Source organism: Neogemmobacter tilapiae (genome assembly GCF_014652215.1).
In the GTDB taxonomy this organism is placed as follows: Bacteria; Pseudomonadota; Alphaproteobacteria; order Rhodobacterales; family Rhodobacteraceae; genus Neogemmobacter; species Neogemmobacter tilapiae.
On sequence record NZ_BMYJ01000005.1, the window covers coordinates 45,610 to 57,685 of the forward strand.

12 protein-coding genes are annotated in these 12,076 nt (G+C 59.4%); 3 read left to right on the forward strand and 9 right to left on the reverse strand.

From position 1 onward, the window contains the following. Window positions 1-12: 12 nt before the first annotated feature. Together IE095_RS08925 and IE095_RS08930 are read right to left on the reverse strand one after the other, a co-directional pair. Window positions 13-243, reverse strand: a complete 231-nt coding sequence (locus IE095_RS08925) for a DUF4170 domain-containing protein (RefSeq protein WP_189411309.1) — start codon at window positions 241-243, stop codon at window positions 13-15. A 113-nt stretch (window positions 244-356) separates the two neighbouring features. Further along, window positions 357-830: a peptidoglycan-binding domain-containing protein gene (locus tag IE095_RS08930; protein WP_189411310.1), complete on the reverse strand. Its 474-nt coding sequence runs from the start codon at window positions 828-830 to the stop codon at window positions 357-359. 458 nt (window positions 831-1,288) lie between these two features. Between IE095_RS08930 and IE095_RS08935 the strand changes: the two genes are divergently transcribed. Further along, window positions 1,289-1,615, forward strand: coding sequence for a hypothetical protein (locus IE095_RS08935; protein ID WP_189411311.1), 327 nt, complete (start codon window positions 1,289-1,291; stop codon window positions 1,613-1,615). 98 nt (window positions 1,616-1,713) lie between these two features. On the opposite strand, the gene IE095_RS08940 is transcribed toward IE095_RS08935, so the two are convergent. Next, entirely contained in the window at window positions 1,714-1,986 is a 273-nt protein-coding gene (locus tag IE095_RS08940) for a hypothetical protein (RefSeq protein WP_189411312.1), read from the reverse strand. Window positions 1,987-2,297: 311 nt separating this feature from the next. Between IE095_RS08940 and IE095_RS08945 the strand changes: the two genes are divergently transcribed. Both IE095_RS08945 and IE095_RS08950 read left to right on the forward strand, forming a co-directional pair. Next, a complete protein-coding gene (locus IE095_RS08945; protein WP_189411313.1) occupies window positions 2,298-2,912 on the forward strand; it encodes a hypothetical protein in 615 nt (204 codons plus the stop codon). A gap of 281 nt (window positions 2,913-3,193) precedes the next feature. Then, window positions 3,194-3,670, forward strand: a complete 477-nt coding sequence (locus tag IE095_RS08950) for a hypothetical protein (protein ID WP_189411314.1) — start codon at window positions 3,194-3,196, stop codon at window positions 3,668-3,670. A 127-nt stretch (window positions 3,671-3,797) separates the two neighbouring features. Here IE095_RS08950 and IE095_RS08955 read toward each other — a convergent pair whose 3' ends face one another. The 6 genes from IE095_RS08955 to IE095_RS08980 form a co-directional block, all read right to left on the reverse strand. Then, window positions 3,798-4,952, reverse strand: coding sequence for a TIGR03862 family flavoprotein (locus tag IE095_RS08955; protein WP_189411315.1), 1,155 nt, complete (start codon window positions 4,950-4,952; stop codon window positions 3,798-3,800). Then, a complete protein-coding gene (locus IE095_RS08960) occupies window positions 4,945-6,249 on the reverse strand; it encodes a mechanosensitive ion channel family protein (protein ID WP_189411316.1) in 1,305 nt (434 codons plus the stop codon). The genes IE095_RS08955 and IE095_RS08960 overlap by 8 nt, the downstream gene beginning before the upstream one ends. An 88-nt stretch (window positions 6,250-6,337) precedes the next feature. Then, complete coding sequence (locus IE095_RS08965; RefSeq protein WP_189411317.1) at window positions 6,338-7,966, reverse strand: DUF4139 domain-containing protein; 1,629 nt, start codon at window positions 7,964-7,966, stop codon at window positions 6,338-6,340. A 93-nt stretch (window positions 7,967-8,059) separates the two neighbouring features. After that, window positions 8,060-9,685 (reverse strand): DUF4139 domain-containing protein, encoded by a 1,626-nt coding sequence (locus IE095_RS08970; protein ID WP_189411318.1) that lies wholly within the window; start codon window positions 9,683-9,685, stop codon window positions 8,060-8,062. Window positions 9,686-9,849: 164 nt separating this feature from the next. Next, entirely contained in the window at window positions 9,850-10,872 is a 1,023-nt protein-coding gene (locus tag IE095_RS08975) for an aspartate-semialdehyde dehydrogenase (RefSeq protein ID WP_189411319.1), read from the reverse strand. 32 nt (window positions 10,873-10,904) lie between these two features. Further along, on the reverse strand, window positions 10,905-12,023 hold the full coding sequence (locus IE095_RS08980; protein ID WP_189411320.1) for a capsular polysaccharide export protein, LipB/KpsS family: 1,119 nt from the start codon (window positions 12,021-12,023) through the stop codon (window positions 10,905-10,907). Between the last annotated feature and the right edge of the window lie 53 nt (window positions 12,024-12,076).

The following is a 12,076-nucleotide window of genomic DNA, read 5'->3' on the forward strand; positions in this document are numbered from 1 at the left end:
GAAACGCATTCCTCAGACCGGCAGTTCCGGCGTCCCATCTTCCCGCAACCGATGCAGATGCGCGATGAAATACCGCATATGCGCATTGTCCACCGTCCGCTGCGCCTCGGCTTTCCACGCCGCATGCGCGCTTTCGTAATTCGGGAAAATCCCCACCACATGAATCGCGTCCACATCTTTGAACACCGATTTGTCGGGGGATACGAGCTCGCCACCAAAGACAAGGTGCAGCCGCTGGGTCATGATCATCTCCGGATCGCTGAATACTGCGGTGCAGAATATCGGAACCCCGCGCCAAGGGCCAGCCGCAAGCAAGGGCCGCCCCTCTCCGGCGCGGCCCCCACCTTCATAGCCCTTTAGTAAAGCAGCGAGTCATAAATCCCGAAGGCCCCCGCCCGGCTTTGCATCTGCGCTGCGTTCCCGCTGTCCCGCGCATAGGCCAGCGTCGCATTGTAGGTGCCCATCCCAAAGGCCCCATCAATCCCGCTCCGATAGTAACCATAGGCCGCCAGCCGCTGCTGGATCGCCCGCCGCTGGCTGGACGAATACGAATTGAACGCCACCGCCGCAGGCGTCTGATACAGCGGCACCGCATAGCCCCCGCCCACCGGAGTCGGCTGCGGCTGCGGCACGGGCTGCGGCTGCGGCGCTGGCTGCACCGCACGCCGGTTGCCATCCTTGATGATCGCCCCCAGCAACAGCGTGGCCGCCACGCCTTGCAAAAAGCCTTTTTCCTTGTCGCCAATCGCCATCGCCGGACTCGTGCTGGCCAGCGCAATCGACAGGGCCGTGGTGGCCGCAATGGTGTTCTTCAGGACAGAGGGCAGCATGTCGTGATCCTTTCGGGTTCGTTCGGACGTTCGGCACAATCGCCTTGAACCCGAGATGGGGCAGCACCGCATGCTAGGCAAAATCGGGCGGTTGATAGGGGATAACAGTGTGGGGTTTGAAGGGTTAAGATATTGAAAATATAAGAATAATTGAAATTGCTGTAGGGTGCGTGCTCGCACGCACCACCAAGCCATATTCCACCCCGCCCCCAAAAAACCTCTCGAAATCCCAGCCCAGATCCGCCTAAGATCGTCCAACCAACCCTTCATCCAAGGCAGGCGATGGCGAAGGGCGGCGGACCTAGGGGCGGAAGGGGGCAAGCAGTGACTCTTGTATATGGCCCAGCGCGCCGTAGGATGCGCCTTCACGGCGCATCTTTTCACGCAAAATCGGTGCGCCATGAAGGCGCACCCTACAGCTTGCTGCGCATAGAGTATATCAACAAACTTACATCGGCATGGTGTTTGAATTGAAAGTCTTGACACGTGGAATTTTTCTCAAGAATAGCTTTTCAGATAGTAACCTAATAGTCTACTTTGAACCAAATCCAGAAAGATACGTGATAGCACCGGGTCAAGAAATCTGGTTTAGGGTAACTTTTAATTCCAGAGAAGGAACAATCTATTCAGATAGTGACTTTATGATCGAGCACCATTCTTGGGGCATTAAAGTATTTCCGCCAAAGTCAGCGGACTTTGACCTTGTAGATGTGGTTGCAATTGATGTGGACACTAGGATGAGTGTTGAAGTTGCGCCTCCACAATCAGGTGATCCAGATTTTTAGTCGTATATTTCCGTCATAAAGCGATTCGTAGGATGTGCCTTCATGGCGCACCTTTTCACGCAAAATCGGTGCGCCATGAATGCGCACCCTACAGCGTGTTAAAGAGCCAGCAGATTCCTATCGAGATGGTGCAATAAATCTATTTGGGAGTGCGGACTAATGATAAAATCAGCATTGATCGCTTGGGTTCCACTTGTACTTTCATGTCTTGCGGCGCGCCGGTTTTCTGCGCAGCACTTTGGAGAAATGCGTGATATCGGTCTTCTGGCTTTCTTAATTTTAGGGATATTATGCGGAGCGTGGTCGATCTGGTGCAGTCGTTTTTCTGCAATAACTTTAGTCTCATCGATAGTGCTTTCGACAGTGCTCATTGGTTATGCAAATATGTCGTTCACTACGCAAATCGTTTTTTGGTGGTTCTATTCCGATGGCAACTTTGGTGGTTAACATTTCTTGCGCTGATGCTGGTATCTTCCCAAAATATAATTATGCTGCCTCGGGCAACCGGATCGCGCTATGCGATCAGCGAGCCGTAGGGTGCGCCTTCATGGCGCACCTTTTCACGCAAAATCGGTGCGCCATGAAGGCACATCCTACAGCTTGCTTTCGATGCTAAACATGGCACAACATTGACAAGCTCCGTCTGGAACAGTGTCATCGAAGGCTCGTTCAAGGTGTACCCATGACATCAGATCACTACCTTCATCTAGTTCCGTTTGGTGATGCCAGTGACTCCGGCATGAGCGAAGCGGAGCTGAGCGCTGAACCATGGTATTGTGTCACATGTCACCGTCCGAAGCCCGGGACAGGTGCCTTCGACATGCGGATTTGTCAAAAGAAGCCGGTAAACTTTCCACTCGATTGTGTCGCCCATACTGGCACTGACATTGCCCATCGCGACTTTCTCTCTCTCTTGGGGGAAGAGAACGTCGCGCGCGATCTGATGCTTGGAACTGTCTACGGTCCGTCCGGCGCGCCGATCGAAGGCTGGGTTACCGTGCGGGGAAGGCACCGCGTGATCGTGCGCGGCAGTCTCAAGAAGGGGTTTGAGCATTATGTCGGCACTAGAACCTGCGAGGCCTGCGGCAACAGGTTATACTCGGCCTATCCGCCGAACTACCTCTACCCCGCGCCAAATCCGGACGCGGTGATCTTGCAAAGCGACCTTGGCGGCCTTGTCGTCCGCCCGGAACTGATCGCGCATCTTGATTTGAAACGGAAAAAGGGATTCGGAATCCAAAAGCTGAAGGTCTTGACCAAGCCGAAAGACGGGCTTGAGGAACTCGTCGCCACATAACCGCGCTGACGCCTGATCAGCGTGCCGTAGGGTGCGCATTCATGGCGCACCCTACGGCTTGCTTTCGATGCTAAACATGGCGCAACAGTGACAAGCTCCGTCTGGAACAGTATCATCGAAGGCGCGTTCAAGGTGCACCCATGACATCAGATTACTACGTTCACCTATGTCCGATCGGTGGAGATACCACTGATACTGGCATGAGCGAAGCGGAGCTGAGCGCTGAACCATGGTATTGTGTCACGTGTCACCGTCCTAAGCCCGGGACAGGTGCCGTCGATATGCGGATTTATCAAAAGAAGCCGGTGAATTCGCCGCTCGATTATGTGGCCTATACTGGCACTCACATTGCCCGCCGTGACTTTCTCTCTCTCCTGGGAGAAGATAATGTCGCGCGCGATCTGATGCTGGGGACGGTCTACGGTCCGTCCGGCGCCCCGATTGAGGGCTGGGTGACGGTGCGCGGGCGGCACCGCGTGATCGTGCGCGGCAGTCTCAAGAAGGGGTTTGAGCATTATGTCGGCACTAGAACCTGCGAGGCCTGCGGCAACAGGTTATACTCGGCCTATCCGCCGAACTACCTCTACCCCGCGCCAAATCCGGATGCAGTCATCCTGCAAAGTCAACTTGGCGGCCTTGTCGTTCGGCCAGAACTGATCGCGCATCTTGATTTGAAACGGAAGAAGGGTTTCGCGATTGAAAAGCTGAAGGTCTTGACCAAGCCGAAAGACGGGCATGAGGAACTCGTCGCCACATAACTTCGCTGACGCCTGATCAGCGTGCCGTAGGGTGCGCATTCATGGCGCATCAACCTCCATCAGTCACATTCAAAAAAGCAGATATAACAACAATTCCAACCCCCTACCACCCATTTCACGCGTGAAATCACCCCAACCGCCTCACCGCCGCCCGCCCAGCATGCCGCCCGGTCGCGAGGCAAGCCGTCAGCAGATACCCCCCCGTCGGGGCCTCCCAATCCAGCATCTCTCCGGCGGCGAAAATCCCCGGAAGGGCCCGCAATTCCAGATCCCCGGTCAGGGAAGCGCGGGCAACCCCCCCGGCCGTCGAGATCGCCTCATCCATGGGCCGGGGCCCCTGCAAAGGGATGGGCAGGGCCTGAACAGCCTGATCGGGCGGCAGGTGGCGGCCGAATTCCAGAACCAGCGCGATGCTGGCCGGGGCCAGCCCCAGCTTTCGCAACCGGTTCTTGAGGGTCTCCCCCGACCGCTGGCTGGCGAGCCGGTCTTTCAGCGCCGCCTCGGAAAGATCGGGCATCAGGTTCAACGAAAGCCCCGCCCCGCCCCGCAAAACCCGGGACAGGGCATAGATGGCGCCCCCCTCGATCCCCTTTTCCGACAGAACAAACTCCGCCCGAACCGCCTGCCCCCCCGCCATCAACCGCGCCCCTTTGATGGGCTGGCCAAAGAAAGGGGCCATATGAGGCGACCAATCCACCCGGAACCCCATATTGGCGGGCTGGAACGGGGTGATCCCAACCCCCCTCGCCGCCAAGATCGGCGCCCAAGCCCCGTCCGACCCAAGCCTTGCCCAACTGGCCCCACCCAGCGCCAGAACCGTCACATCCGGGTTTTCAACGACCGGCCCTTCCGGCGTTTCAAAGTGGAACCCATCCCCCTGAAACCCCACCCACCGCCAACGGGTCCGCAAGGTGACGCCCAACCCCTCCAACCGGGCCAACCAAGCACGTAGCAAGGGCGAGGCTTTCATCGCCGCGGGAAACACCCGCCCCGACGACCCCGTAAAGACCGGCTGCCCCAGACCCCGGCACCAATCCTGCACCCGGTCCGGCCCAAAGTCGGCCAGCATTCCCGTCAGCCAATCCGGCGGATCATAGGCCGTCGTGAACTGCTCCAAAGGTTCATCCTTGGTGATGTTCAGCCCCGACTTACCCGCCATCAGAAATTTGCGCGCGGGGCTGGTCTTGGCCTCGGCCACTGTCACCTGATGCCCGGCGCGGGCCAGCTCTTCCGCCGCCATGAGCCCCGCAGGCCCGGCCCCAATGACCAGCGCCCTAGCCACGCTTGTCTTTCAGTTCCACCACGCGGTGAGGATAGGGCATCTCGATCCCCGCCTCTTTCAACGCGTTCCAGATCGCGAACAAAACCGGGCTGCCATAGCGGTTCTTGCCGTCATCAATCCCGTTGACCCAATATTCCACCGCGAAATCGACGGCGCTTTCCCCAAAGCCGCGCAATTCGCAATCGGGACCGTCCGGGGCCTGCAACACGAAGTCCAGACGCCCCACCGCCTCTTCAATGATCGCAGGAACCTTGTTGATGTCGGTGTCATAGCTGACGGAAAACAGCGCTTCATAGCGGTTGGCGCTGCCTTGATCGGAATAGTTGACGACTCGGCTGGTGATGAAATGTTCGTTGGGAACGACGATCCACTTGCCGTCAAAGGTTTCCAGAATGCAGGCGCGGGCGGTCATTTTGACGATGGTCCCCTTTTCGCCGCCGTCGAGTTCGACATAATCGCCCACCGTGGTCTGGCCTTCCAGCAGCAGGATGATGCTTGAGACGAAATTGGCGGCGATCTGTTGCAAGCCAAGGCCGATCCCGACACCCAAGGCGCCCCCCAGCAGGGCGACGGCGGTGAGGTCGATGCCCATGATGGACATCAGCATCAGGAAGGCGGCGCCGAAGATGGCGATCTCTACCGCCTTCATCGCCAGTTCGCGGGTGGCGGGGCGCAGGGTTTCCTGCGCCTTAATATAGCTGGCCGACTGGCGGTTAGACCAAGCGCCCAGCCAGAACAAAAGACTGCCCGCAATCGCGCCCCGGATCAGGGCCAGCACTGAAAAGCGGATGTTGCCCAGTTCGACAACGGTTTCGCCCAGGTGGTTTGTCACATCATCCAGAAGGCCCAGCACATAGAGCGCGGCCATGGGGATCAGGACATAGCGGCCCAGCAGGCGAAGGAAGGGGTCGGTCAGGATCTGGCCGACAAGGGCGCGGGCGGCCAGAAACAAAAAGACGCGCTTGCCAAAGGCGATGACCTCGCCCGAGCCAAAGGCGGCACGGGTCGCCTGTTCGCCGATATAGGTGAGGGCATAGGCCAAAAGCGGAAGGGTCAGCGGCAGAAAGATCAGCGCAAAACGGCGGCTGCGGGAAAGGATGGTGGTCGAGGCTTCGGACGGTGTCAGCAGTGGGGCGATGTGCGGTTTAATGCGCCGGTCGATCTGCAAGGCAGCAATCCAAGCGAGGCCCAGCAGAATGAATTGCGACCATGCGGCGGGGCTGGTCAGCCAGCCGGTCGCGGTATCAGCGGCCGTGACAAACCAATCGCGGATGTGCTGCATCGTGTCCTTGTTCATCGGAAAGCGCCCCCTTGCCCTGATCTGCCGGAAGGAGGTTTTCAACACAAGGGGTTGCGCCCCCAACCGGGGTCAGGGGCGCGGATTGTCATTGCAGGATCATGCCTTCGGGCCAACGAACCGTGTGATCCAGTTGGATTTCAAAGCTGGCCCCGTTTTCCAGATCGGTGGACCATTCGAGGACGCCCCTTTGCCCGTCCATGTCTTTCTGGGTTTCTACCGGGGTTGCCTGATAGCTGATTTCCAGATCCTCCTGCTCGGAATAGGGCACACGGTCGCGGACGACCAAGGGCCAGGTACGGCCAGTCTGGTTTTCCACCCGGATGACCGCCGTTTCGCTGCGCTCGGTGGCGGTGGTAAAGACACCGCGCTCGCCTTCGTTGCGCGCCGGAATCTCACGGGTGACGATCAGGCTGTTCAGCGGGCCAAAGCCCAGTTCAACATCATCACCAGCGGCCAGAAGATCAAGGTATCCGCCGCCGACCAAGGCCCCGTCGCGGTAGTAACGCGCCGTTCCGGGCAGTAACGATTCCTTACCCGTGTTCGTGACCTTGGCCATGACAAAGCCCCGGTCGTTGTTCATCGGCACGGCGAGGGCGAATACCTGCGGGTCCATGCTGATCTGATCGAGGTTCAGGCGAAGCTGATCGGATTGATCCCGGACCGTCACCTTGCGGGGATAGGTGTATTCGACGGTCGCGCCTTTCCAATCCATCGCCATGCCTGGGCTTGCGGCCTCGGATGCGACGACGGGGGCGGGTTCTTCCATCATCAAAGCCCCGCCCAAGGCCCGGTCAGCGGCAAAGACTTCGGGCTGCGGTTCGTCCTTGTAGATGGACAGAAGCCAAGGCCAGACCGACCCCGGAGCGCTTTCGGAATAGGGGGTCGCCGTCGAAAGTGTCAGGGTCACATCGCGCCAATCCTCGCCAGAATACTGGCTGACCAGCATTGCCCGTTCAACGGTCATGGCCGCCGGTTCGGTCGTCAGGCGGAAGTCATAGGCCGGTTGCCAGCCAGCCTCGGCCACCAAGGTCACGATTTCAATGGTGGCAGGCCCGCCGGTGCTTTCCACCGACAGGGCCAGCGTCTTGCCGTCTTCTTGTTCCAAGGTCAGCGCCTCTAGCCCGGCAATGGCCTGATCCAGCGCCTCTTGCAGGACCATCCGGGCCACTTCGGCCTCCACCGCCTCAGCCTCGGCCTTTTGCGCCGCTTCCAGCGCAATCAGGCTTTCCCGACCGACCATGGCGGCCATCGCCGCCGCCGCCTCGGGAGAGGCGGGCATCGCATCGCCCGAGACCATGGACCGCAGCGCCGCCACTTGCTCACGGGCGGCATCGCCCCTTGCTCGGATCGTGGCAATGGCCGCATCAGCCTTACGCAAATCGGCTTCGGCGGCTTTGACGGCCTCTTCTGCCGCCTTGATCTGCGCCGAGGGTTCCAATGTATCCGGCGGCAAGCGTCCGTCCATCAGGCTGGAGGAGCCGAGGACCAGCCCTTTTGACAAGCGCACATCCAGCGCCTGTGAATCGACGCCCAGGGGAAGGCCGGGGATCAGGAGGTCATGCTGGCCGGGAGGCAAGTCGATGGTCAGCACGCGTTCGACCGAGGCCCCTTGGGGGTAAAGCGTGACATGGGTCAGGTTGGCAGGGGCCATGATGGTTTCGGCCTGTACTGGGGCGGCTGTCAGGAGCAGAAGGGCCATAAAATGGCGGGTCATGAAAGAGATCCTTTCCAAGGCTTCGATGCTTATAAGACGCATAGCAGCGTGCAAGGCTTGGCGGCGATAGAAAATTCTGTCGCCGCCAAGGCACTATTGCAGGATCATGCCTTGGGGCCAGCGCATGTTGTAGCTGTACTCGACACGATAGCTGGCGCCGATCGGCAGATCGGTCTGCCATTCCATCAGTCCAGGTCGGCCATCCTTGTCATGCAGGGTTTCCACCGGGTCGGCGGTGTAGGTGATGACCAGATCTTCGTGCTCTGATTGGGGTATGCCGACGCGAACGGCCAAGGGCCACGCCCTGCTGGAGCGGTTTTCAACACTGATCGCCATTTTTTCGCTGCGTTCGGTCTGGGTGGCGAAAATACCGCGGGAACCGGCCATGCGGTCAGGCCAATCCTTCTTGACCACGATGTCCATCAGGACGCCAAAGCCAAGCTCGCCTGTCTGGCCCTGCAAGACTAGATCCAGCCCTTGTTCACCCATTAGAACGCCATCGCGGTAGACCAAGGCCTGCCCCGGCAAGAGGGCTTGGTCGGTAGTGTTGGTGAATGCAGCCATCAAATGGGCCTGTGTTTGATAGCTGTCTGTGACCAGAACAAAATTCTGGGCGGGTATTGTCAAATCCGCCAAAGCCAAGACGAGGCTGTCGGTCTTGTTGCGGATCGAGACTTTTTCCGGGAAGGTGTATTGCAGGGATTGGCCTTTCAGTTCGGCGGTGAGCAAGGGATTGTCGGCCACGACCACGGGGCCGCCGCAACCGGGATCGCATTCGTTGCCCGCGTCGGATTCGTCCGAGGGGGTCGGGATTGGGGCTATCGTGTAGCGATGAACATAGGGCCCCTGGGGGCTTGGCTGTTTTGTTGGTTCAGCTGTTGAAAGCGTCAGGGTGACGTCCTGCCAATCTTCGCCACTCGATTGGGAAATATGGGCACTGCGCTTGAATTCCAAGCTGGGATTTTCGCCGGTTTTGAGGAACACCTCATACTTTGGCTGCCAGCCCGTTCCGGTTTCATAAAGCGTCTGATTGCGCAGCCGAAGGGTTGCCTTACCGCCGGCGCTGTTGAGTGTCAGCGCCAATGTCGTGCGCTTTTCTATCCGTTCATCAGCGGCCGCGCGCTGCGCCAAGGCCGCGTCAAGTGCTTGCTGCAAGCGGGGCAAGGCGGCCCGTTTCTCGGCTATTTCGGCCTCGTCAGACTTGGCGGTCTGGAGGGCCTTCAGTGTCTCGTGCTGAACCATGTCCGTCACGCGCGCCAATTCGGCGGCGTCTTTGGGCAGTTCGGAACCTGATAGCATGGACTGCAAAGCGCGCGCTTTCGAACGTGCTGCTTCCGCCCGGGCTTCGATTTGGGCCATTTCCGCGTATGCCGCACGAAGGGCTGCTTGATGTTGCACAATTTCACGGTCCAGGGCCGATAGATCGGGGCGATCAACTGTCAGACCTGCTGGCAAGGCACCGACATGAATGGTCTGCGCCACGAGGCCAAGGTTGTCGGGCAGTTCGAGATTGAGCCCATTGGCGGCCAGCGCATAGGGTAGGTCAGCGATAAGCAATTCATGGCGGCCAAGAGGAAGATCCACAGTCACCTCCCGTTCGACACTCGCACCCTCAGGGTAAAGGGTCACATGGGTGATGTTCGCGGTGGCAGAGAAATTTTCCGCCTGAGCAGGAAACGTGGCCATCAGAAAAAGGGCCAGCCAAGGGCGCAGAGTCAAGATGATGTCCTTTCAAGGCATTTGCCTGTGCCAAGGACTAGCAGCCACCCGCAATCGGCGACGATTCACAGAATGTTTCACTTGTGAAGCGAGGGTCGTGCCGGAACAGCAAAAGGCCCGCCAAAAAGGCGGGCCTTTATGTGCTATTCCAGTCTTACGGCCCTTCAGCCCTTTTTCAGGCAGCGTTGGCCCAGCACTTCGGCGATCTGCACGGCGTTCAGGGCGGCCCCTTTGCGCAGGTTGTCGCTGACCACCCACATCGCGATGCCATTGTCCACCGTCGGGTCTTGCCGGATGCGGCTGACATAGGTGGCGTATTCACCGACGCATTCGATGGGGGTGATGTAGCCACCAGCCTCACGCTTATCCACAACCAGAATCCCCGGTGCCTCGCGCAGGATGTCGGTCGCTTCTTCCCAATCCAGATTGTCCGCGAATTCGACGTTGATTGCCTCGGAATGGCCGACAAAGACCGGAACGCGCACGCAGGTTGCCGTCACCTTGATCTTCGGATCCAGGATCTTTTTCGTTTCCGCCACCATCTTCCATTCTTCCTTGGTGTAACCATCGTCCAGGAAGACATCGATATGCGGGATCACGTTGAAGGCGATCTGCTTGGAGAATTTTGCAGGCGGCACGTCGTCGGTCGGGTTGTAGACGGCCTTGGTCTGGTTCCACAGCTCGTCCATGCCTTCCTTGCCAGCGCCCGAGACTGACTGATAGGTGCTGACCACGACACGGGTAATTTTCGCCCGGTCATGCAACGGTTTCAGGGCAACCACCATTTGGGCGGTCGAACAGTTCGGGTTGGCGATGATGTTCTTCTTGGTATAGCCCACCACCGCATCGGCGTTCACTTCGGGCACGATCAGCGGCACGTCGGGATCGTAGCGGTAAAGCGACGAGTTATCGATCACGACACAGCCTGCCGCAGCGGCCTTGGGCGCATAGATCTTGGTCGCTTCGGAACCTACGGCGAATAGGGCGATGTCCCAGCCGGTGAAATCGAACGTGTCCAGATCTTTCGTCTTCAACGTCTTGTCACCGAACGACACTTCCGTGCCCAGCGACCGGCGGCTGGCCAGCGCAGCAATCTCGTCGACCGGGAATTCCCGTTCGGCAAGGATGTTCAGCATTTCGCGACCCACGTTTCCGGTGGCCCCGGCGACAACGACTTTGTATCCCATGTCCGGTTCCTTCACGTCAAAGACGCGGCCTTCTAGCGCAACGGGGGGGCAGGGGAAAGGGCTTTGGCCTGTGCGATTTTCGCGGCAAAGGCGGCGTGATCATATTGCAAGGGATCGGCGGCGAAATCAGGGTAGTAGGCGCGGTCAAGCCAATGGATAAAGGCCGCGCGCAGGGCAGAATCAAACGACAATTCCGCCGCGCTGGCAAAACGGGCGTTTAGGCTGGCTTGGTCTTGCGGGGCCTCAACCAAACCGGGCAACGCCCAAAAGGCGCGACCCAACGCCACCACGGGTTTGTCATAGAAAAACGCCTGCAACCCCATTGAGGAGTTGAGGGTGACAACTGCCTTGGAGGCCGCGATCTGGGCAAAGCTGTCGCTGTCGTTGTCTACGATCAGGCGAGGGTTCTTTAAGGCCTCGATCTGCGGACTCAGGGGTTTGCGCGCGGACGGGTGTTCCTTGATCCGCAGATGCCAGCCATCGGGAAGCGCGCGGGCGGCTTGGTCAAGGGCTGCCAGATAGCCCTGCATCCCACCAACCCATCCGGCAAAAAGCTGCACCTGACTGTCACCCGGCACTTGTAGCGGACAGAACAGGAAGGGGGTATCCGGCAAATCACCCGTCGACTGCCCGACATCCGCACGGCGGCTGGGACGGGCCGTCAGGCCTTGGCCTGCACGGCGCCAGTCGGCGGTATCGTGATCCCGAGCCCATTCCTGATAATAGGCCGGTTCTTGTGGCACGCCGCTTTCGGCATTCACCCCGAGCGGGTCAAGCGTGATCTTTCCCGGCAGGGGGGCCAGTTCGGCATAAAGAACCGCCGCCCCGGCATCCTTTGCCCCCATCAGAAACGCTTGCCTTGCGCCGCCAAGCCCGTTCCAGGCCACCGCCACCACATGGGGGTTCCCCATAAACCAGCGGCGCGCGCCGTTGTATTTCAGCCGGATCAACAGGCGTTTCAGCCGCCGCATCAACCCCTTATGGGGCCGCTTCGCGCGCGACAGCGCCTGATCTACCCGACCCGCCGTTTCGGGAAAGTCGCGCCATGACAGCGGCCCGATGGGAAAAGCCCGCGCCCCGCCCGCCACCTGGGCCAGCGCGGCAAAGACCGCCCGCTTGCGGGCATTGCGTTCGGCGGGATAGGCGATCATCGGCATTCCTTTCGACGCTGACCATAACCCCCTTCCCCAGATCGGAAAACCCG